21 protein-coding genes are annotated in these 21,325 nt (G+C 46.1%); 16 read left to right on the forward strand and 5 right to left on the reverse strand.

Annotated elements, in window-relative coordinates:
* Positions 1–28: 28 nt before the first annotated feature.
* Entirely contained in the window at positions 29–2,992 is a 2,964-nt protein-coding gene (rne, locus tag GT360_RS04755) for a ribonuclease E (RefSeq protein ID WP_164647764.1), read from the reverse strand.
* Positions 2,993–3,718: 726 nt separating this feature from the next.
* Between rne and rluC the strand changes: the two genes are divergently transcribed.
* A complete protein-coding gene (gene rluC, locus GT360_RS04760) occupies positions 3,719–4,666 on the forward strand; it encodes a 23S rRNA pseudouridine(955/2504/2580) synthase RluC (protein WP_164647765.1) in 948 nt (315 codons plus the stop codon).
* Position 4,667: 1 nt separating this feature from the next.
* On the opposite strand, the gene GT360_RS04765 is transcribed toward rluC, so the two are convergent.
* Complete coding sequence (locus tag GT360_RS04765) at positions 4,668–5,255, reverse strand: Maf family protein (protein ID WP_164647766.1); 588 nt, start codon at positions 5,253–5,255, stop codon at positions 4,668–4,670.
* Between the two features lie 147 nt (positions 5,256–5,402).
* Here GT360_RS04765 and yceD point away from each other — a divergent pair, with 147 nt between their 5' ends.
* The 14 genes from yceD to ptsG all read left to right on the forward strand — a co-directional run bounded on the left by yceD (position 5,403) and on the right by ptsG (position 17,823).
* Positions 5,403–5,927 carry a 23S rRNA accumulation protein YceD gene (gene yceD, locus GT360_RS04770; protein ID WP_164647767.1) on the forward strand — a complete coding sequence of 175 codons (525 nt, stop codon included), beginning with the start codon at positions 5,403–5,405 and terminating at the stop codon, positions 5,925–5,927.
* 31 nt (positions 5,928–5,958) lie between these two features.
* Complete coding sequence (gene rpmF / locus GT360_RS04775; protein WP_004414666.1) at positions 5,959–6,129, forward strand: 50S ribosomal protein L32; 171 nt, start codon at positions 5,959–5,961, stop codon at positions 6,127–6,129.
* Between the two features lie 9 nt (positions 6,130–6,138).
* The gene (gene plsX / locus GT360_RS04780) at positions 6,139–7,164 is read left to right on the forward strand and encodes a phosphate acyltransferase PlsX (protein ID WP_164647768.1); all 1,026 of its coding nucleotides are present in this window, start codon (positions 6,139–6,141) and stop codon (positions 7,162–7,164) included.
* Positions 7,165–7,169: 5 nt separating this feature from the next.
* Entirely contained in the window at positions 7,170–8,150 is a 981-nt protein-coding gene (locus GT360_RS04785) for a beta-ketoacyl-ACP synthase III (RefSeq protein WP_164647769.1), read from the forward strand.
* Between the two features lie 52 nt (positions 8,151–8,202).
* Positions 8,203–9,129, forward strand: a complete 927-nt coding sequence (gene fabD / locus GT360_RS04790) for an ACP S-malonyltransferase (RefSeq protein WP_164647770.1) — start codon at positions 8,203–8,205, stop codon at positions 9,127–9,129.
* 18 nt (positions 9,130–9,147) lie between these two features.
* Positions 9,148–9,882, forward strand: a complete 735-nt coding sequence (gene fabG / locus GT360_RS04795; protein ID WP_204274559.1) for a 3-oxoacyl-ACP reductase FabG — start codon at positions 9,148–9,150, stop codon at positions 9,880–9,882.
* 232 nt (positions 9,883–10,114) lie between these two features.
* Positions 10,115–10,348 carry an acyl carrier protein gene (acpP, locus tag GT360_RS04800; protein WP_004406112.1) on the forward strand — a complete coding sequence of 78 codons (234 nt, stop codon included), beginning with the start codon at positions 10,115–10,117 and terminating at the stop codon, positions 10,346–10,348.
* Between the two features lie 95 nt (positions 10,349–10,443).
* Positions 10,444–11,685, forward strand: a complete 1,242-nt coding sequence (fabF, locus tag GT360_RS04805; RefSeq protein ID WP_164649575.1) for a beta-ketoacyl-ACP synthase II — start codon at positions 10,444–10,446, stop codon at positions 11,683–11,685.
* 83 nt (positions 11,686–11,768) lie between these two features.
* Positions 11,769–12,575: an aminodeoxychorismate lyase gene (gene pabC, locus GT360_RS04810; protein WP_164647772.1), complete on the forward strand. Its 807-nt coding sequence runs from the start codon at positions 11,769–11,771 to the stop codon at positions 12,573–12,575.
* A complete protein-coding gene (gene mltG / locus GT360_RS04815) occupies positions 12,569–13,582 on the forward strand; it encodes an endolytic transglycosylase MltG (RefSeq protein WP_164647773.1) in 1,014 nt (337 codons plus the stop codon). Before pabC ends, mltG begins: the two co-directional genes overlap by 7 nt.
* 4 nt (positions 13,583–13,586) lie before the next feature.
* Positions 13,587–14,225: a dTMP kinase gene (gene tmk / locus GT360_RS04820; protein WP_164647774.1), complete on the forward strand. Its 639-nt coding sequence runs from the start codon at positions 13,587–13,589 to the stop codon at positions 14,223–14,225.
* The gene (gene holB / locus GT360_RS04825) at positions 14,222–15,172 is read left to right on the forward strand and encodes a DNA polymerase III subunit delta' (protein WP_164647775.1); all 951 of its coding nucleotides are present in this window, start codon (positions 14,222–14,224) and stop codon (positions 15,170–15,172) included. The genes tmk and holB overlap by 4 nt, the downstream gene beginning before the upstream one ends.
* Positions 15,173–15,181: 9 nt before the next feature.
* Positions 15,182–15,946 carry a TatD family hydrolase gene (locus GT360_RS04830; RefSeq protein WP_164647776.1) on the forward strand — a complete coding sequence of 255 codons (765 nt, stop codon included), beginning with the start codon at positions 15,182–15,184 and terminating at the stop codon, positions 15,944–15,946.
* 449 nt (positions 15,947–16,395) lie between these two features.
* Positions 16,396–17,823, forward strand: coding sequence for a PTS glucose transporter subunit IIBC (ptsG, locus tag GT360_RS04835; protein WP_164647777.1), 1,428 nt, complete (start codon positions 16,396–16,398; stop codon positions 17,821–17,823).
* Between the two features lie 312 nt (positions 17,824–18,135).
* On the opposite strand, the gene rrtA is transcribed toward ptsG, so the two are convergent.
* A complete protein-coding gene (rrtA, locus tag GT360_RS04840; protein ID WP_239502583.1) occupies positions 18,136–18,699 on the reverse strand; it encodes a rhombosortase in 564 nt (187 codons plus the stop codon).
* On the opposite strand from rrtA, the gene GT360_RS04845 reads away from it, so the two are divergent.
* Positions 18,691–19,323 (forward strand): tRNA-uridine aminocarboxypropyltransferase, encoded by a 633-nt coding sequence (locus GT360_RS04845; RefSeq protein WP_164647779.1) that lies wholly within the window; start codon positions 18,691–18,693, stop codon positions 19,321–19,323. The two genes, rrtA and GT360_RS04845, sit on opposite strands and share 9 nt — an antisense overlap.
* 5 nt (positions 19,324–19,328) lie before the next feature.
* Here the strand turns inward: GT360_RS04845 and GT360_RS04850 are convergent, their stop codons facing one another.
* Together GT360_RS04850 and yfbR are read right to left on the reverse strand one after the other, a co-directional pair.
* Positions 19,329–20,642: an anti-phage deoxyguanosine triphosphatase gene (locus GT360_RS04850; protein ID WP_164647780.1), complete on the reverse strand. Its 1,314-nt coding sequence runs from the start codon at positions 20,640–20,642 to the stop codon at positions 19,329–19,331.
* Between the two features lie 36 nt (positions 20,643–20,678).
* Positions 20,679–21,263, reverse strand: a complete 585-nt coding sequence (gene yfbR / locus GT360_RS04855) for a 5'-deoxynucleotidase (RefSeq protein WP_164647781.1) — start codon at positions 21,261–21,263, stop codon at positions 20,679–20,681.
* Positions 21,264–21,325: the final 62 nt, after the last annotated feature.

Raw genomic sequence — 21,325 nt, forward strand, 5'->3', positions numbered from 1 at the left:
CGGGCATTGAATCAATTAAAGCATGAGCTTAGTAAGACGGTTTCGTCATACCTGCTGTTGCTTGGTTGCTAGCCACTTGGCTACCAGCCCCTTTACCAACAAATCGCTCTGTGCGGAATGGAGCCGCATTCACTTCGATGGTTCTCAGCTCTTGAGGACCTGCCGCTTTCGCCATTGCAGCGGAAGCGTGACCCTTAGGCTTAACCACCGGCTTGGATGCTGGCTTAGTCGCTTTAGGAGCAGTCACTGGCTTGTTTACCGCTGGTGCTACTTTAGCTTCTGTCGTTTTAGCTGGAGCCGGTGTTACCGCTGGAGTCGATGCAAGCTTTGGAATCACAGCATTCACCACAGATGGCACAATCATCGGCGCAGGCTTAGCAGCTTTTGGCGCTTCAACAGCTTGCTTTGGAGCTTTTGCTACTACTGGGGCAACTTCTGCTGCACGCATGATAATCACTTTAGCCATTGAAGCTTCAGGACGTGCAACACCGCTTAAGATAGACGTTTGCTTACCTTGCGACTTACGCGGTTTACGTGAACCAGGCTTAGGTAGGTCGTACTTAGGCATCACTTTACCCATCGACATCTCTGGAGATGCAACCCCACCTGCACGTAGGCGGAATGGGTTAGGGCGACGATCACGCCCGCGACGACGACGTTGACCGCTTGCGCGAAGGTGACGTGGAGAGCGACGGTTGCGACGACCTTTAGGCGCTTTTTCACCGTTTTGGCTCTCTTCGCCATTCGTCACTGCATCGTCTGCTTTAGCTGGCTTAGCTTTCGCTTTTTCAGCCTTACGCTCTAAAGGTACTTGCTGTGTTTCAGCTTCATCGACAGCTGGCGTTGCTTGTTGCTCTACTTGGTCTTTAACACGAACGCTCTTATTGAGCTTGCGACGTTGACGACGCTCTTTTACGCGTGTCGATTTTTCGTCTCTACGTGTTTGCTCAGGCTTTTCGCTTTGTGCTTCTTCAGCGATTTTTAGACCTTGCTCTTCAACTTTAGAAGGCTTGCTTGCTTCATCACGGTCACGCTTGTTGCGGCGATCCTGACGAGGCTTGCGTGTCTGCTTCTTCTCAGTTGGTTTAGTGCCTTTATCCTGCTGTTCTGAAGTTGCTTCATCACGCGTTGGCTTACGCTTATTCTTATCGCGGTTGTTGTTACGACGGCGTTGGTCGTTACGGTTGTTGTTACGACGTTGGCGGTTGTTGCTGCGAGGCTTTTCTTGGGTCTCTTCTTTCTTCTCTTCTTCTTTCTCAGTAGAGCCGAATAGGAAACTGGTAATAGCCTTAAAGAAGCGAGCTAGGCCAGAGCCTTGTTTCTCTTCTTTTTTCGCTGGCGATTCAGCTTGCGGCTTAACAACAGGCGCCGGTGCTACCTTTTCAGGTGCAGCAAAGCCTTTCAATACGGGCTCTTCAACTTTTCTTACTTTAGTTTCAGTCTCGTTAACATCACGCGCTTCCGCTTCTTTCATTGCTTCTAGTTTCTTAGGAACAAGGTAAGAAAGGATGTTTTGCTCTTCACCGTCACGAACGCGGATCACCTCAAAGTGTGGTGTCTCCATGTCTGAGTTAGGCACGATAGTGATCTTAACTTCTTGATTGCGCTCGATGTGGTTAACAGAACGACGCTTTTCATTGAGTAAGTAAGACGCGATAGAGACAGGAACCACAGCCAGAACTTGTGAAGTATTGTCTTTTAGTGCTTCTTCTTCGATTAAACGAAGAACAGACAGGGCTAGAGACTCATTATCACGAACCACACCTGTACCAGTACAGCGAGGACAGATATGGTGACTTGCTTCTGCTAAAGACGGGCTCAGACGTTGACGAGACATCTCAAGTAGGCCGAAGCGTGAAATACGACCGATTTGTACACGAGCGCGGTCTAGACGAACGGCATCGCGTAAACGGTTTTCAACTTCACGTTGGTGTCGTACTGGTGTCATATCGATAAAATCGATAACCACAAGACCACCTAGGTCGCGCAGACGTAGTTGGCGAGCAATCTCGTCAGCTGCTTCTAAGTTTGTGTTAAGTGCTGTTTCTTCAATATCTCCACCCTTAGTTGCGCGAGCAGAGTTGATATCGATAGAGGTCAGTGCTTCTGTTGGGTCAATAACAATTGAACCACCAGATGGCAGGCGAACTTCACGTTGGAAGGCTGACTCAATTTGACTTTCAATCTGGTAGTGGCTGAACAGTGGCACTTCGCCATCGTACTTCTTCACACGATTGATAAAATCAGGACGAACTAAGCGGATATGTTCTACTGCACGCTCGTAAATGGTGTTGCTATCGATGAGAATTTCACCGATGTCACGGCGCAAGTAGTCTCGAATAGCGCGAACAATAACGTTACTTTCCTGGTGAATTAGGAAAGGTGCTTCGTTTGAATCAGACGCTTGTTTGATAGCTCCCCAGTGGTTAAGAAGAACATTCAAATCCCACTCTAACTCTTCAGCGCTCTTGCCAACACCAGCAGTACGAACGATTAAGCCCATACCTTGAGGTAGCTCAAGCGTGCTCAGTGCTGCTTTCAGTTGAGTGCGCTCGTCACCCTCAATGCGACGAGAAATACCGCCAGCACGTGGGTTATTAGGCATCAATACTAGGTAGCTACCAGCGAGAGAGATGAACGTTGTCAGAGCCGCGCCTTTGTTACCACGCTCTTCCTTTTCAACTTGAACAATCACTTCTTGGCCTTCTGTCAGCACTTCTTTAATGCTTGGACGACCTTGGTAGCTGTAGCCTTGGGGGAAGTATTCGCGGGCGATCTCTTTAAGAGGGAGGAAACCGTGTCTTTCTGCGCCGTAATCAACAAAAGCGGCTTCTAGACTAGGTTCAATTCGAGTGATGCGGCCTTTATAGATATTGGCTTTCTTGGACTCATGGCCAGGACTTTCAATGTCTAGATCGAACAGCTTTTGGCCGTCGACCAGCGCAACGCGCAACTCTTCTTTTTGAGTTGCGTTGATTAACATTCTTTTCATTTAAATAATCTCGTTATCTTTTTCATTATAGCTTGCTGCTTGAGTCCATTCGTGGCGTCAGATCCCGTGGTTACAAAGTTGCAGCCTCCCGGCTGGAGGGATGCTCTCGGACGCTTCAGTTGTCACGCGCTTCATTTTGATAGGCTCGTGACCCACTATTTCGTGGAGATACTCAACACGAATGAGTTCGAGTAGAACAGCAAGCTTGTCTTTGTTTGGAATTGTCTTACGCCCTGTGCAGCAATCCACAACAAAGTGTCTACTCTGTTTTTGCTTGTTCTCATGTCACTTATTTGTCATCAAACTTAGACGGTTCCATCGAATTATTGAGTCATCGGGTCTGGTCATAAGATATGAAAGTCAGTTTATTCTGACTAAAGTATTGATGAGATAGCGGAAAGGTATGTTAGTAAAATGACCTAGCCACTATTTGCAGCACTGAACTATAGCAGTGACGAGAAAAGTCAGCAATCTGCTTTGTTATAAACAAGGAAAAAAAAGCAAAAATTTTTACGTGCTTGTGAGGTAAAGCCCCGAAATTTGGGCGCTTGCTCATTTTTATAGCAGTCGGTGACCAAGGTTTATCCACAGTTTCGTCGCTGCGTAAAAAATGCGCCTTTTGCAAGGGTTCTATGGCAGAACGGAGCGATAAAAATGTGAATTAGTCGGCTTTCGGGTGTTAAACTGTAATAAGAGCATTTCTGATAACCCCTTGAGCAAAACTCAATGAATGAAGTAAGAACAAAAGTCCAACTCATCGATATTGATGAGGATATGGCTGGCCAGCGGATTGACAATTTTTTGCGTAATCAGCTTAAGAGCATACCCAAGAGTATGGTCTATCGTATTGTGCGCAAGGGAGAAGTTCGTGTTAATAAAAAGCGAATCAAAGCAGAATACAAGCTGCAAGCGGGTGACGTGGTCCGTATTCCCCCGGTAACGATCCCGGCGAACACGGAAGAGACACAAGCACCGAGCACCAAATTAAACAAAGTGGCGGAACTTGAAAATAAGATCATTTATGAAGATGATCATATGTTGATTTTAAATAAACCGTCAGGAACCGCTGTTCATGGTGGTAGTGGTTTGAAGTTCGGTGCGATTGAAGCGCTACGCGCACTGCGCCCAGAGGCACGCTTTCTTGAGTTGGTTCACCGTATTGATAGAGATACCTCGGGCATTTTACTTGTTGCCAAAAAGCGCTCTGCACTGCGTCACTTGCAAGCTCAGTTTCGCGAAAAGACGGTGAAGAAGTTCTATTTTGCTTTAGGGATGGGGAAATGGAAGCCAAGCTGCAAAGTAGTCAATGCGCCTCTACTTAAGAATGAAGTCAACAGCATCGTACGTGTTAACCCGAAAGGAAAACCGTCTGAAACGCGCTTTAAGATCCTAGAACAGTTTGAACAAGCGACTTTGGTACAAGCTAGCCCTATCACAGGACGTACTCACCAAATCCGTGTACACATGCAGTATACCGGCCACCCAATTGCTTGGGATGACCGTTATGGTGATCGTCGCTTCGATGCTTACACTGGACAAGTCGGCTTAGATAGACTCTTCCTGCATGCTGCCAATATTCGCTTTATACATCCAAAAACGGAGGAGTGGATGGAAGTGAATGCACCGATGGAGGCAAAACTTGAGAAAGCCATCGCCGGTTTGCGTAAACGCTAGGTTAGAGTATTTTGAACCCTTGGTTGGCCAGTAGGTCAATCAGTGAAATGAGAGGTAATCCAACCAGAGTGTTAGGGTCCTTTCCTTCTAATTTTTCAAAAAGCGAAATGCCTAAGCCTTCGCTTTTAAAGCTACCTGCGCAGAAAAACGGTTGCTCTGCATCAACGTAGCGTTCAATCTGACGGGTCGTTAGCGCGCGAAAATGAACATGAAACGGTTCAACGATGGTTTCAGATTCATTGGTCAAAGTGTTGACGACACTCAACCCAGTGTAGAAGGTAATGACTTTGCCGCTTTGTGCGGATAATTGTTTAATGGCGTTTTCACGGTTGTGCGGTTTACCAATGATCTGATTGTCGATGACACAGACTTGGTCAGAGCCAATAATTAAAGTTGGCTGCTCGACTTGAGCGAAACATGAACGCGCCTTTTGCTCTGCCAAACGAGCAACTAATTGCTGGGGTGACTCACCATCGAAAGGGGTTTCATCACAATCGGGTTCAACGCAGAAAAAAGGCAGATTGAGCTTTTCCAGCAGCGATTGGCGAAACGGAGAAGTTGAGGCGAGAGCGAGTTGGTAATGTGTCATTTTTTTAATCACTTACTGTTTAAAGTCACCACGGAAATGAGACAATATCGCTCATATCTGTAATACGCCAGGAAAAGCTAAAAAAACTCTAAGTTTTTTCCCTTTTCCTTTGACTAATTTTGAATTGGGAGATAATATTCGCGCCCTATGCAAAAGGTAAAATTACCGCGAACGGTAGATCCAGCAAAAACTGCTCAAAAACGTCTTGATTACGATGGCATCATCCAAGCAAGTCTTTTTAAGCGTTTAGCGGAGTCTACTGAAGGCGTAAAACGCGACGCGAACGTCAAAGTATCATTTGGGCTTGATGAACAGCGACTTGTTGTTATCTCTGGTAAAGCTAACATCGAAGTCGATCTTGAATGTCAACGTTGTAATGAGGTATTCACACATTTGTGTGAAATCCAATTCACTTACACTCCTTATTACAGTGAGAAGAGTGAAGAGGAAGCACCGGAAGAGTACGATTTGGTAGATCTTAACGAGTACGGTGAATTAGACCTAATACAGCTAGTTGAAGATGAGTTTATCCTCGAATTGCCTCAAATTGCGATGCATGACGAAGCGGACTGTAGCGTTAATTCAAACAATTTGGTGTTTGGTGAAATTCCAGAAGAAATTGTGGAAGAGAAACCGAATCCATTCGATGTTTTAAAAAGCCTAAAGAAGTAATTCTTTAAGTTCTAACATAGGAGTAGGGTCAATGGCCGTACAAAAGAGCAAGAAATCACGTTCAATGCGTGGCATGCGTCGTTCACACGATGCGCTAACTACAGCTGCACTTTCTGTAGACGCAACTTCAGGTGAAACTCACCTACGTCACAATGTAACTGCTGAAGGTTACTACCGTGGCAAAAAGGTTATCAACAAGTAAGGTTGACCTTTGCAAAATTTAACCGTTGCACTTGATGCAATGGGCGGGGATTTCGGTCCTCGCGTTACAGTGCCTGCCTCCGTGCAGGCACTGTCGCATTTCCCAGCGCTAAAAGTGATCTTAGTCGGTGATCAATCTTCGATTACCCGCGAACTCCATAAACTTGGCATTAGCGAGCATGCTAGGCTGAGCATTCGTCATACAGAACAAACCATCTCCAACAACGAAAAACCTTCCGTTGCCCTGCGTCATTTTCAGCAGAGTTCTATGGCAGTTTGCCTTGATCTCGTTGCTCAAGGTGAAGCGAGTGCTGTGGTCAGTGCCGGTAACACTGGGGCATTGATGGCGTTATCACGATTCAAACTCAAGCTTCTTCCAGGAATTGACCGTCCAGCGCTTGTGTCAGCGCTACCAACAGCAAGTAACAAACGTACCTGGATGCTTGATTTAGGCGCCAATATCTCCAGTGATGCTGACTCTCTATTTCAATTTGCGGTTATGGGCAGCGCATTAGCTGAAAATGACCTGTCGAGTCAACCCCGAGTCGCCATTCTTAACATCGGTGAAGAAGAGATCAAGGGTAATGATCTGGTTAAACGCTGTGCTGAAATGTTGTCGCAAGCAGAAAACATAAATTACGTCGGCTATATTGAAGGCAATCAACTATTTAATGATGTGGCAGATGTGATAGTGTGTGATGGCTTTGTTGGCAATGTTTGTCTAAAAACGTGTGAGGGAACCGCCCAGCTGTTTGTAGACAAATTAAAAAATTGGATGTCGACCTCGTCTGTGCGTGGTTGGCTGTTAAGACGTTTACTCCCCGACCTATTTAAAGAATTAAAAACACTGAACCCCGACCAGTATAATGGCGCAAGTTTGCTAGGATTGCGCGGCATTGTCATTAAAAGTCATGGAAGTGCCGATGTTACTGCTTTTGAAAATGCTATTGGCGAGGCAGTACACGAGGTTAAACGACAGATTCCGAGCCGTATCAGCGATCGTCTGGAAACGGTATTACTCGAGAGGCATTATTAGTCTTCATGTATAGCAAAATATTAGGTACAGGCAGCTACCTGCCATCTCAGGTGCGTTCTAACGCTGACCTTGAGAAAATGGTAGAGACAAGCGATGAATGGATTGTTACCCGCACAGGTATCAAAGAGCGTCGCATTGCTGCAGATAACGAAACCGTGGCTGATATGGCCCACCATGCGGCTGAGAATGCAATTGAGATGGCCGGCATCGATAAGAATGATATTGATATGATTCTTGTTGCGACCACAAGTGGTTCTCACGCCTTCCCATCAGCGGCTTGTCAGGTTCAAGCCTTGCTGGGCATTAAGCACTGTCCGGCCTTCGATATGGCGGCAGCGTGTTCAGGTTTTGTCTATGCCCTTTCTGTGGCAGATCAGTACATCAAGACAGGTCACTGCAAGAATATCCTAGTGATTGGTGCGGATGCTTTGTCAAAGACCTGTGATCCAACGGATCGCTCTACCATCATCTTATTCGGTGATGCTGCTGGTGCGGTTGTCGTAGGGGCAAGTGAAGAGCCTGGCATCCTCTCTACAACCATTAATGCCGATGGTCGCTTTGGTGACCTGCTTAGCCTGAAATACCCAAATCGTCGTGACGAAATGCCGGGTAACTTTGAGCACAGCGATGACATTAACAGTTGGTTGCATATGGCGGGCAACGAAGTCTTTAAGGTGGCCGTGACTCAGTTGTCTCGTTTAGTAAATGAGACACTAAAAGAGAACAACATGGACAAGTCAGAATTAGACTGGCTCGTTCCGCATCAAGCCAATATGCGCATCATCTCGGCGACAGCGAAGAAATTAGCCATGCCACTTGAACAAGTGGTTGTTACGCTAGATCGTCACGGTAACACGTCAGCGGCAACCGTACCGACAGCACTTGATGAAGCGGTTCGCGATGGACGAATTAAGCGCGGTCAAACCCTTCTGCTTGAAGCGTTTGGTGGCGGATTTACTTGGGGTAGTGCCCTAGTTAAGTTTTAGGATTGAAGGCTCTTATTGAGCCTTTATTGATAGTTTTTGAAGGAAATAAAACATGAGCAACTTCGCGATTGTATTCCCAGGTCAAGGTTCTCAAGCGGTTGGTATGCTTGCTGAGCTTGGCGAACAATATGATATGGTTAAGAAAACCTTTGCAGAAGCATCAGAAGCGCTAGGTTATGACCTGTGGGCATTGGTACAAAATGGTCCGGCTGAAGATCTTAACCAAACATTCCGTACTCAACCTGCACTGTTAGCGTCTTCTGTTGCTATTTGGCGTGTATGGCAAGAGCTAGGTCTTGAGCAACCGGCTAACCTAGCGGGTCACAGCCTTGGTGAGTACTCTGCACTCGTTTGTGCTGGCGTGATTGATTTCAAAGAAGCCATCAAGTTAGTTGAGTTGCGTGGTCAACTGATGCAGGAAGCAGTGCCAGCAGGTGTTGGTGCTATGTATGCGATTATCGGCCTTGCAGATGACGCTATCGCAAAAGCGTGTGAAGAAGCGGCACAAGGCGAGGTGGTTTCTCCAGTTAACTTCAACTCACCAGGTCAAGTGGTTATCGCGGGTAACAAAGCCGCTGTTGAGCGCGCTGGAGCCTTGTGTAAAGAAGCCGGTGCGAAACGTGCTCTGCCTCTACCAGTGTCAGTACCATCGCACTGTGCTCTGATGAAGCCAGCAGCGGATAAGCTTGCGGTGGCACTAGAAAGCATCGAGTTTAACACACCAGTATTGCCGGTGATTAACAACGTGGATGTGGTTGCAGAAACCGATCCTGCGAAGATCAAAGATGCACTCGTTCGCCAGCTTCACAGCCCAGTTCGTTGGACGGAAGGCGTTGAGCTAATGAGTGAGCAGGGTGTTGAGAAGTTGCTAGAGCTTGGCCCTGGCAAAGTGCTTACTGGTTTGACAAAACGTATTGTTAAGTCGCTAACTGCTGCTGCAGTTAACGATGTTGCATCTCTAGATGCAGTGAAATCGTAATTAAGGATTAAGACTATGATGAATCTAGAGGGCAAAGTTGCTCTAGTGACAGGTGCTAGCCGTGGTATCGGCCGTGCCATTGCCGAACTTTTAGTAGAGCGCGGCGCAAAAGTGATTGGTACAGCAACGTCAGAAGGTGGCGCAGCAGCCATCAGCGAGTACCTTGGTGAAAATGGCAAAGGTCTTGCGCTAAACGTAACCGATGTTGAATCAATCGAAGCAACACTGAAAACCATCAATGATGAGTTCGGTGCGATCGATATTCTGGTGAACAATGCAGGTATCACTCGCGACAACCTTCTGATGCGCATGAAAGACAGCGAGTGGGATGACATCATCGATACAAACCTAACGCCGATCTTCCGCATGTCTAAAGCAGTACTGCGCGGTATGATGAAAAAACGCGCAGGTCGTATTATCAACGTAGGTTCTGTTGTTGGCACTATGGGTAATGCAGGCCAAGCAAACTACGCAGCCGCAAAAGCGGGTGTGATAGGTTTTACCAAGTCAATGGCACGTGAAGTGGCTTCACGCGGTGTAACGGTAAACACAGTCGCACCAGGCTTTATTGAAACAGATATGACCAAAGCACTCAATGATGAGCAACGTGCGGCAACATTGTCGAACGTGCCAGCGGGTCGTTTAGGTGATCCAAAAGAGATTGCCTCGGCAGTTGTATTCCTTGCTTCTCCTGAAGCGGCATACATAACTGGTGAAACTTTGCATGTAAATGGTGGCATGTACATGGTTTAGTGCTAAAGTTGGTGGAGTTTAGGCAAAAGTTCATATTATTGCGCTAAACTTGCCAAGTTTTAGTCAAGGTCTGCACATAAAATGTGCATGATATATGTCAAAAATGAGCTGAATTTCGGTTAAAATCGCTAAAATTGTGGTTTGACCAGCAAGGTCCCCCTTGCAACTTTCAATAGTTCTAATAAACTACGGAAACATCGCATTTAGGCGACATCTGTAAAGGAAAAGAAAAATGAGCAACATCGAAGAACGCGTAAAGAAAATCATTGTTGAACAGCTAGGTGTAGACGAAGCAGAAGTTAAAAACGAAGCTTCTTTTGTTGACGATCTAGGTGCGGATTCTCTAGACACTGTAGAGCTAGTTATGGCTCTAGAAGAGGAATTCGACACTGAGATTCCTGATGAAGAAGCAGAGAAAATCACAACTGTTCAAGCTGCAATCGACTACGTAAACAGCGCTCAGTAAGATACTCTCCCAGGCGGCCAACTGGCCGCCTGTGTTTTTTTAGACTCTCTTCTAAACCCCTCATAGAACCAATTTACATCCCGGAGAATATGATCGTGTCCAAGCGCCGCGTCGTTGTCACTGGCATGGGTATGTTGTCACCAGTTGGCAACACTGTTGAATCTTCATGGAAAGCCCTGCTAGAAGGTCAAAGTGGTATCGTAAACATCGAACACTTTGATACTGAAAATTTTGCTACTCGTTTTGCAGGTCTTGTAAAAGACTTCGATTGCACTGAGTACATGTCTAAAAAAGATGCTCGTAAAATGGATTTGTTTATCCAATACGGTATCGCAGCTGGAATCCAGGCACTTGATGACTCTGGGCTAGAAGTCAACGAAGGCAACGCTCATCGCGTTGGTGTTGCAATTGGCTCTGGTATTGGTGGCTTAGACCTTATCGAAACGGCTCACACTGCACTCGTCGAAAAAGGCCCTCGTAAAGTTAGCCCATTCTTTGTTCCTTCAACCATCGTAAACATGGTTGCTGGTAATCTATCTATTATGCGTGGTTTGCGTGGTCCGAATATCGCGATCGCAACGGCGTGTACAACAGGTCTACACAACATCGGCCACGCTGCACGTATGATTGCATACGGTGATGCTGAGGCAATGGTATGTGGTGGCTCTGAAAAGGCATCGACGCCACTGGGTATGGCGGGCTTTGGCGCAGCTAAAGCACTATCAACTCGTAACGATGAGCCACAGAAAGCCTCTCGTCCATGGGACAAAGAGCGCGATGGTTTTGTTCTTGGTGACGGTGCTGGTGTGATGGTTCTGGAAGAGTACGAACACGCGAAAGCGCGTGGCGCGAAAATCTACGCCGAACTTGTTGGTTTTGGTATGTCTGGCGATGCTTACCACATGACCTCACCAAGTGAAGACGGTTCAGGTGGCGCGTTAGCGATGGAAGCAGCAATGCGCGATGCGGGTATTGAAGGTACGCAAGTTGGCTACGTTAACGCTCACGGTACGTCGACTCCAGCAGGTGATGTCGCTGAGATCAAAGGTATTAAGCGTGCACTTGGTGAAGAAGGCTCTAAGCAAGTGCTCGTTTCTTCGACTAAGTCAATGACAGGCCACCTATTAGGTGCTGCTGGTTCAGCGGAAGCGATCATTACAGTGATGTCGCTGGTTGATCAAAAAGTGCCGCCAACGATTAATCTTGATAATCCCGAGGAAGGTCTAGACATCGATCTAGTTCCTCACGTAGCGCGTGACGTGAATATTGAATACGCTCTATGTAACTCTTTTGGTTTCGGTGGTACAAACGGTTCATTGATCTTCAAAAAGATCTAAACCCGTCGATTGACACTTGTTTTCTAACGGCTTGATGCTTAGCATTAAGCCGTTTTGTTTTATCTAGCCAAAGGAAATTGCACATGTTTTGGGTGAATGGAGTACCGTGCGATAGCATTTCTGCATCCGATCGTTCTTTTCAATATGGAGATGGCGTGTTCACGACGATGCTGTTGCAAGATGGCAAGGTACTACATTGGTCGCTTCACACTCAACGCCTGAGGGAAGGACTAAATAGGCTCGCTATACCTCACCCCAATTGGTCAGATGTTGAACGTTGGGTGGCAAATGCGGCAATTGAGCACTCGCGGTCTGGAATTAAAGTGCATATCAGCCGTGGAAGTGGAGGTCGCGGTTACAGCCCATTGGGCTGTGAATCTCCGGTCGTCACCATCAGTGCTTTTCAATATCCCAAGCACTATTCCACATGGCATCAGGCAGGGCTAGAGCTTGGTATCTGTCAAACTCAATTGGGGCTAAACCCTACTTTAGCGGGTATCAAGCACAACAATCGACTAGAGCAGATTATGGCGAAAGCTGAAATGGATGCGGTTGGTTTGCCTGATGGCATAGTAACAGACCTTAATGAGCATATTGTTGAGACAACAATGGCGAATCTGTTCTGGCGCAAAGGACAAACGCTCTATACTCCGAAAATGGTCAATGCAGGTGTAAAAGGTATTACAAGAAATTACGTAGCTGCTCAACTTCCTAGTCTCGGTTTTTCTTTGACTGAAGAAGATTTTTTTATTGAGGATTTACTTTGCGCTGATGAGGTTTTCGTCACTAATGCTATTTTAGGCGTTGCGCCAGTGAGTAAAATCGCGCACCATTCATTTTCATTTTCTGACCTCGCAAAACAACTACGCAAGAGTTACATGTCGTGTTAAAAAAATTCATTATCTTTTTATTGTTTATTGCTGCGCTATTCGCCGGTGCCTTTTACTATGCCCAGCAGCAATTGAATCAGTTTTTGAGCCAACCACTTAGCCTGCAACAGCAAGAGATGTTGACGGTGCAGCGCGGTGCCAATATCAATAGCGTGCTTAACCAAGCGATTGAGGCGAATTGGGTTGAAGCTTCACCATTTAGTCAACTTGTCCGTCGGTTGCACCCTGAGCTTGTTGATATCAAAGTGGGTACCTTTGCAATTACAGAAGGTATGACCTTACAAGCGATGCTTGAACTCATTGTTTCCGGGAAAGAGCATCAATATTCCATTACTTTTGTTGAAGGCAGTCGGTTTGACGAGTGGCGAGAGTTATTATTGGAAGCTCAGGGGCTTGAGTTGGTCACCACAGAGATGAGCGAAGCTGAAATAGCACAAGAACTTGGCATTGAGCAGGGCAAATTGGAAGGTTTGTTCTTAGCTGAGACCTATAATTACACTCAAGGCACGAGCGATCTCGATATATTGAGGCGTGCAAACCGTTCGCTAGAAAACCACCTTGATGAGTTTTGGTCGACTAAACAAGATAAGTTGCCACTCAAATCGCCCTACGAAGCGCTAATATTGGCGTCAATCATTGAAAAAGAAACCTCAGTCGCTCACGAGCGAGGCCTAGTTTCTGCGGTATTTATTAACCGTCTTAACCGTGGTATGCGACTACAGACAGATCCGACCGTTATTTATGGTATGGGTGATAAGTATCAAGGGCGTATTGGTCGAAAAGGCTTAGATACACCGACACCGTATAATACCTATATTATTAATGGTCTGCCGCCAACACCGATTGCGATGGTCGGTAAGGCGTCGTTACAGGCAGCACTCAACCCAGAAGAGAGCGACTACATCTATTTCGTAGCCAGTGGTAAAGGCGGTCATGTTTTCTCCAAGACACTGGCAGAGCACAACCGTGCGGTTCGTGCTTATCTAAAACATATAAGAAGTAACTAATCGAATGAGCCAAGCTAAATTTATTGTCATTGAAGGTCTTGAAGGTGCGGGTAAAAGCACGGCAATCAACCGTGTGCTTGCGGCGCTATCGGCATACGGCATTCAAGATATTGAGCAAACTCGTGAGCCGGGAGGCACCAAGCTCGCTGAGGCACTACGTACTCTAGTTAAGCAAGATCATGAAGGCGAAGAGCTTATTGATACGACGGAACTACTTATGATGTATGCAGCGCGCGTTCAGTTAGTGGAAAATAAGATCAAGCCAGCGCTTGCCCGCGGCGCTTGGGTAGTTGGAGATCGTCACGATATGTCTTCACAAGCCTATCAAGGTGGTGGACGTGGTATCAACGCTCAAACCATGGCATCTCTTCGTGACATCTCACTCGGTGAATTCCGTCCTGATCTCACCATCTATATGGATATTGACCCCAAAATTGGCCTAGAGCGTGCTCGTGGACGCGGTGAGTTAGATCGTATCGAAAAGATGGACATCAGCTTTTTCGAGCGCACACGTGAGCGTTACTTGGAGCTGGCTGAGGGCGATAAATCGGTTATCGTCATTGATGCCGCTCAAACGATTGATCAAGTGGCCGCTGATATTGAATCAGCGTTGCAAATCTGGTTGAGCAAGGAGTCGGTGTGACAACACTATACCCTTGGTTAGACGGTCTTTGGGAGCAGTGGCAGCCCACTTTGGAGAGAGGTAGTTTTTCTCAAGCGGTACTGTTGAGTGCACCCAATGAAGTTGGTGTTGATCAACTGGTTGAGCTGTTAGCCAAAACGCAATTATGTAAATCATCAACGACTGAGCCCTGCGGGTTTTGCCATAGTTGCGATCTATTTGATGCAGGCACCCACCCGGATTTTCATACCTTACGCCCTGTAGAGGCTGGGAAATCTATCTCGGTGGACCAAGTTCGACAGTGTCAGCAATGGGCGCAGCAAAGCTCGCAACTCTCTGGCACGCGTGTCATTTGGATTGAGAACGCCGAAGCAATGACAGAATCGGCAGCTAACGCGTTGTTAAAGTCATTAGAGGAGCCGAGTGCTTCGTGCTCCTATGTCCTGACCGTTGAAAAGGTGAATCAACTTCTTCCAACGATCATCAGTCGATGTCAGCAATGGGTGGTTAGCATCCCGCCACATCATGTTGCCCAGAATTGGTTGGCATCACAAGGTATCAAAGGTGAGTATGACCTAGCATTACGACTTGCGAGTGGGTCACCTTTGCTCGCAATGAAGCTAATTGACGACGACAAGATCTCAGTCTACCAAAACCTTGAGATCGCTTTCCTCGAAGCGTTACAAACGAAGTCGATTTATAGCTGGAACGATGTCGTCAAGCTAATGGCAGACGATTATGAACGCAGTTTGATTTGGCTTTGGTATCTGATGACCGACGCTCAAAAGCAGCAGTTTTCGTTGGCTCCTACAACGGCGATGCCAGGCGCTGTGCAATTGGCTGAACGGGTAGATCATCAACAACTATACTTACAAACAAATGAGTTGGTTGCTCTGTTGAAACAGTTCCATAACCATTCAGGATTGAATCGAGAGCTTTTGACCCTCGATTGGCTGATGGCTTTTTAAGAGATTTACATGTTTATTGATTCACATTGTCACCTAGACAAACTTAATTACGATGATCTCCACATTGATGTTGCGGATGTGATTGCGAAAGCCGAGCAAGCGAACGTTACTGAGTTTCTTTCGGTTGGCGTCACAATGGCTTCATTTCCTAATATGCTGTCACTGATTGAACCGTTCTCTCAAGTCCATGCTTCATGCGGTGTGCATCCGCTGGATGTAGAGAGTGACTTCGATTTAGAGAAGTTTAAAGAATATGCCAAGAGCGATAAGGTGGTTGCGATCGGTGAGACCGGCCTCGATTACCATTATCAACCAGAAACGGCAGAGCTGCAGAAAGAGCGGTTTATTCAGCAGGTTAAAATCGCGGTTGAATTAGACAAACCTTTGATCATTCATACTCGTCAAGCAAGAGAGGATACGCTCGCTATTTTGAGAGGATACGGCGCTCACAAATGTGGCGGCGTGATACATTGCTTTACTGAAGATCTGGATTTTGCACAGCAAGCAATGGAACTTGGTTTTTATATCTCTATCTCCGGTATCGTGACCTTTCGTCAAGCGACCGAGCTTAAAGAAGTCGTGAAAGCGATTCCTATTGAGCGGTTGTTGATTGAAACTGACTCACCGTATCTAGCACCGGTCCCGCACCGTGGAAAAGAGAACCAACCAGGCTATGTTGTTGAAGTGGCTGCCTACATTGCCCAGCTGAAAAACCTTCCGTTGAATGAGGTTGGTGAAATAACCAGCAAAAACTTCCGAAATCTTTTTTTGTGATGGAAAATTAATTGTTATTTTAAGAGCGCTTTCATGCGCTCTTTTTTTTGCTCTACATCAAATAAATAAACTTTGGGTGAATTATTGTTCACACTTGCGCTGATAAAGTAAGCGTTTTCTTGAAATGTAATTTTACGATGAAAAATATGTTTCAGCTGCCATTTATTTACACCGTAAAATTAATGCACTTAGTATGTAAGGCAATGAAAACATTAATTAAATTGAATTAATGAATGACTATGTGCATGCTTTTTTATTGTGATCTAAATAGTACTTTGGAATTAAATTTCGTTGTTCGCTAGAAAATGCGAGAGGGGTCAATATATATTTAGAGCCGGAAAATATAATGGCAATCACTGGTTACATTTTCATTGGGTGCTAACATCTATGGCTACGGGGGTGTGCCGTTAGAACCCAACAATTACAATAACTTTATCAGGAGCATAACTATGTTTAAGAACCTTTTTGCAAACCTGCAAAAAGTCGGTAAGTCTCTGATGCTACCAGTATCAGTTCTTCCGGTTGCGGGTATCTTGTTGGGTGTTGGTGCAGCCAACCTCGGCTTCATTCCAGACATCGTATCTAACCTAATGGAACAGGCTGGTGGTTCGGTATTCGGACAAATGCCACTTCTATTTGCTGTGGGTGTAGCACTAGGCTTTACTAACAATGACGGTGTAGCGGGTCTAGCTGCAATCGTTGGTTACGGCATCATGGCAGCGACTCTGTCTGTAATGGCTGGCGTAATGGGTGTTGACGGTATCGATACTGGCGTACTAGGTGGTATCCTAGTCGGTGGTGTTGCTGCATGGGCATTCAACCGTTTCTTCCGCATTCAGCTTCCAGAATACTTGGGCTTCTTCGCTGGTAAGCGTGCTGTGCCAATCATCACTGGTTTCGCAGCTATCGGTCTTGGTATCGTACTGTCTATCATCTGGCCACCAATCGGTGCTGGTATCGGTGCGTTCTCTCACTGGGCTGCTGAGCAAAACCCACAAGTTGCATTTGGTATCTACGGTATCATCGAGCGTTCTCTAATCCCGTTCGGTCTACACCACGTTTGGAACGTACCGTTCTTCTTCGAAGCGGGTACTTGTATCAATGCTGCAGGCGAAACTCAAAACGGCGTACTTACTTGTTACCTAGTTGCTGATGAAGCATCTCGTGCTGCTGGTAATGGCTTCGGTCAGCTAGCGGGTGGTTACATGTTCAAGATGTTCGGTCTACCAGCTGCTGCTATTGCAATCGCACACTCTGCTAAGCCAGAAAACCGCGCGAAAGTAATGGGTATCATGGTATCTGCGGCTCTAACGTCTTTCCTAACAGGTATCACTGAACCAATCGAGTTCTCATTCCTATTCGTTGCTCCAGTACTATACGGAATTCACGCTCTACTAGCTGGTTCTGCGTACGTTGTAGCTAACACTCTAGGTTTCGTACACGGTACTTCATTCTCACACGGCCTAATTGACTTCGTAGTTCTATCTGGTAACGCACAGAAACTTGGTCTAATGTTCGCAGTTGGTCTTGTTTACGCAGCGATTTACTACGTAGTATTCCGTGCAGTAATCAAAGCGATGGACCTAAAAACTCCTGGTCGTGAAGACGAAGAAGAAACTGCAGGCGCAGTTCAAGGTTCTGAAATGGCAGCTGAGCTAGTTTCTGCATTCGGCGGCAAAGCTAACATCACAGGTCTAGACGCTTGTATCACTCGTCTACGTGTTGCAGTAGCTGACACAGAAGCGGTTGACCAAGACAAGTTGAAGCAACTAGGCGCAGCTGGCGTAGTGGTTGTAGCAGGTGGTGTTCAGGCTATCTTCGGTACTAAGTCTGACAACCTGAAAACAGACATGGATGAGTGGATTAAAAACAACTAATCCAACATTCTGTTGAAATGAGAAAGAGAAGCTTCGGCTTCTCTTTTTGCGTTTATGGGGACCGTGATAATTTGGACCGTGATATTTGGACTGTCCTTTTAAGAGTGAGGCGGCTCGACACGCTTGGAAGTTAAACAGGAATACCCGTTGGTCTATGCGGGATAAGAACCTTTAAGGCATTCAATATGCCGTAGTAAATTTGGACTGTCCCTTTAAGGCACTCTTATAAGAGACGTAGGTAAATGGAGGTTCGCTACGCTTGGATACTAAAGAGGCGCACAGAGCTAAGAATACATTTGCAGAGATAGTCTGCTATTCAACCTTCAACCTTCTTTTTTTGTAACCGCACAGTGCGAACAGTAAACCCACAATTACCCCGAACATATGCGCATCCACAGCAACCGTTGCTTCAATCAATTGTGTGGTGCTTTCAGAAGCGCCGTAAGCCTGCTCCCAGACTACTTTTACGACAATACCGATGACCAATAGCCAACTACTCCGATAACCACTTAGCGCTTCTTTGAGGGCATAATAGGCGAACACAGAGTGAAGTACGCCGGAGAGTCCAGCATATTCTTGAACTAGTGTGAAAAAGTTGAGTAAACCAATCGAAGCTGAGGTGAGAATAATAAGTATCGATAGTGAGCCGGATTGGGGTTTGAAAACGAACGTCATTACCCAAAATGCCGCAAGGTTCATCAGCATGTGATAGACGTTGGTGTGAGTGAAGTGCCCTGTGATAATTCGCCACCACTGCCCATCAAGTATGTATTGTCTGCTCCAAATTGCGTAAGATTGCGGGTCTTGAAACTGAAGGGCAATAGCGATTACGCTGACCAGTGCCACAATGAAATAGGGTTTTAGAGTATGTCTCACCAATCTGTCCATGATTCACGGTACTGCCATAAGTGTGGGAAAGCGAACAAAGCGTGCATCTGTGACTCTATCGTCCCTATTGATACCGCGGTTGAGTTGATCATATTACAGCATGAGTCAGAAGCAAATCATCCCTTGGGCAGTGCTCGTATTCTTGATTTATCACTCAAGAACAGCATCTTACTTGTTGGCGAAGACTTTTCACGTAATCAGGTCTTAAATGATTTTTTAGCTGATGAGCGTTACACTCACTCAATCTTGTACCCAAGTGAACAGGCGACGACCCTACTTGAATATAAGCACCAGTCGGCATTGAATACCAAGCATCGACTGATCTTGCTTGATGGTACTTGGAAAAAAGCCTTTAAGATGTGGCAACTTTCTACCAACCTTCACCATTTGTCATGTGTTGCACTGCCAAATGATCTCAAAGGTGAGTACCAAATTAGAAAAGCACCTTCAGATAATGCGCTATCAACGGTTGAGGCAGGTTATTACGCTTTGTCTGCGCTGGACCCTGCGGCTGATTTTTCTCCATTGATGACGTCGTTCAAACAGATGATCCAGTTTCAAATAGATCAGATGCCACCAGGCGTATTTGAGCGCAACTACTTATCAAACTGACGACTCTATAGATGAGCGGAAAACATTTGCTGATGAAGGCGTTTTGCTCGACCATCAGTCATAGCAGCAATGTAATCGCATATAACCCGCTGCTTTCTATTTTGGTTGTCAGCTTGTCGCCAAAGCTGTTGCTGTTGAACAGGTAATAATCGTTCGGGATCAGCACTGAGCGCCTCAAACAGATCCATGATGATCTGTTGACCCTTATATTCTGCTACTTGTACATCGGGTACCTGGATAACATATTGGCTAACAAAGCGTTTAAGAATATTAAGCGCGATCGCCATCGGTCGCGTCAAAACGGCGTTGTATCTCAATAGCTCACTCTCAAATCGATGATCAACCTGTTCGATGGAAATGCTGGTTAATAGTGCATTGACCATACCTCCAATCGCGTCTTTGCGTTGGTGGTGATGACCAGAAAACAGCATATCACTGACAGAGTTGATGTGTTTTTCAAACCATTCATCACCGCACTCGGCCAGTGTTGCCGCTGCTGCCTCTTGCCACTGTTGGCGTGAGACCATTCCCAGCACAATAGCATCTTCGAGATCATGCACACCATAAGCGATGTCATCAGCCAGTTCCATAATGGAACAATCCAGAGATTTGTAGAGCGTCTTGTGATGATTGACTTGGGGATCGTTGTTTTCACGAAAGCAAGGCAACAAGACATGGTCATTATCGCTTAACGGCTCACACACCCAATCAAACAGGGCGATATCGCAATCATAGATCCCTTTAGCAGGCATCCAATCTTTTGCTTTTATCTGGCGCGGTGAGAGGGGAAGATTAGGCTTGGTGCTACGCTGTGCTTTACTCAGCAGGGTAGGATACTTGATTAATCCAAGTAGGGTTCTGCGCGACAAGTTCATGCCAAATTGCTCGGTATAAGGCTCTAACTTGGTGACGATTCGAAATGTTTGTGCATTGCCTTCAAATCCACCGTGGTCACGCATCATGTAGTTAAGGGCGATTTCCCCACCATGCCCATAGGGTGGATGTCCGATATCATGAGCTAGACAGATAGCATCGATAAGCGAATCCGAGGGAAGAAGCTCACGCAGTTCAGGTTGCTTCTTTTTGATTTGAGCGACGATGCCGGACCCTAGTTGCGAGGCCTCCAATGAGTGTGTGAGTCGCGTTCGATGAAAATCATCAATACTGCTTCCATGGACTTGCGTCTTGGCTTGTAGGCGACGAAATGCCGCTGAGTGCAGTATTCGTGCGCGGTCTCGTTGGAAAGGGCTTCGATGATCATCTCGACGAATCTTATGCTCGTCGTCGTGGCGTTGATTCCACAAGGGAGAAATTGGCATAGCTCAACAATCCTTGTTACTTGGTTATGTGTGAGGTCAAGTTATCTCATCAAGAGATAAGTTAAAACTTGGAACAAAGACTTCGAGAAAATAGGTCATTTCTTGGGTTTTTCGTTCATTGAGCGTCACATCCAAGCGCTTTTTAGCCAGTTCGAACTCGTGGTTACCAGCACTGATCTCTTCAAGGCACTTTAAGTATGCACACAAGGTGTCTGCTTGCTTAACAATTACGGCGTCTTCCGGGTGTGCTTGGTGAGAGATTAAAAAGGGCGCAAAATCTTGCTGAAATTCTTCAGGAAGCATGGAAAGTAATTTTTCCTCTGCAGCAGCCTCAATCTTTTTGTACTCTTTGGCGATTTCAGGGTTGTAGTATTTTACCGGTGTTGGCAAATCACCAGTAAGAACTTCGCTCGTGTCATGATACATACCGAGTAAAGCAATGCGCTCAGGGTTTAATTGGCCACCAAATTTTTTGTTTTTTATCACGGCAAGCGCATGGGCAACGAAGGCAACTTGCAGACTATGTTCTGAGATATTCTCTACCGATACCGAACGCATCAAAGGCCAGCGCTGAATGAGCTTCATTCTGGCTAAGTGAGCAAAAAAATGACTGGTTTGCATACCTTCCCCCAACAACAAAAACGCTTGTTTGGAAACAATAAAGGCACTCAAACGAGTGCCTT

Source organism: Vibrio astriarenae (genome assembly GCF_010587385.1).
Taxonomy (GTDB): Bacteria; Pseudomonadota; Gammaproteobacteria; order Enterobacterales; family Vibrionaceae; genus Vibrio; species Vibrio astriarenae.

Coding starts and splice junctions, on each gene's coding strand:
- GT360_RS04850 (WP_164647780.1), bottom strand. CDS start 20,642: ATGCCAATTTCTCCCTTGTGGAATCAACGCCACGACGACGAGCATAAG.
- fabG (WP_204274559.1), top strand. CDS start 9,148: ATGAATCTAGAGGGCAAAGTTGCTCTAGTGACAGGTGCTAGCCGTGGT.
- fabD (WP_164647770.1), top strand. CDS start 8,203: ATGAGCAACTTCGCGATTGTATTCCCAGGTCAAGGTTCTCAAGCGGTT.
- rluC (WP_164647765.1), top strand. CDS start 3,719: ATGAATGAAGTAAGAACAAAAGTCCAACTCATCGATATTGATGAGGAT.
- yfbR (WP_164647781.1), bottom strand. CDS start 21,263: ATGCAAACCAGTCATTTTTTTGCTCACTTAGCCAGAATGAAGCTCATT.
- pabC (WP_164647772.1), top strand. CDS start 11,769: ATGTTTTGGGTGAATGGAGTACCGTGCGATAGCATTTCTGCATCCGAT.
- GT360_RS04765 (WP_164647766.1), bottom strand. CDS start 5,255: ATGACACATTACCAACTCGCTCTCGCCTCAACTTCTCCGTTTCGCCAA.
- rne (WP_164647764.1), bottom strand. CDS start 2,992: ATGAAAAGAATGTTAATCAACGCAACTCAAAAAGAAGAGTTGCGCGTT.
- yceD (WP_164647767.1), top strand. CDS start 5,403: ATGCAAAAGGTAAAATTACCGCGAACGGTAGATCCAGCAAAAACTGCT.
- ptsG (WP_164647777.1), top strand. CDS start 16,396: ATGTTTAAGAACCTTTTTGCAAACCTGCAAAAAGTCGGTAAGTCTCTG.
- GT360_RS04830 (WP_164647776.1), top strand. CDS start 15,182: ATGTTTATTGATTCACATTGTCACCTAGACAAACTTAATTACGATGAT.
- acpP (WP_004406112.1), top strand. CDS start 10,115: ATGAGCAACATCGAAGAACGCGTAAAGAAAATCATTGTTGAACAGCTA.
- GT360_RS04785 (WP_164647769.1), top strand. CDS start 7,170: ATGTATAGCAAAATATTAGGTACAGGCAGCTACCTGCCATCTCAGGTG.
- GT360_RS04845 (WP_164647779.1), top strand. CDS start 18,691: ATGTCTCACCAATCTGTCCATGATTCACGGTACTGCCATAAGTGTGGG.
- tmk (WP_164647774.1), top strand. CDS start 13,587: ATGAGCCAAGCTAAATTTATTGTCATTGAAGGTCTTGAAGGTGCGGGT.
- rpmF (WP_004414666.1), top strand. CDS start 5,959: ATGGCCGTACAAAAGAGCAAGAAATCACGTTCAATGCGTGGCATGCGT.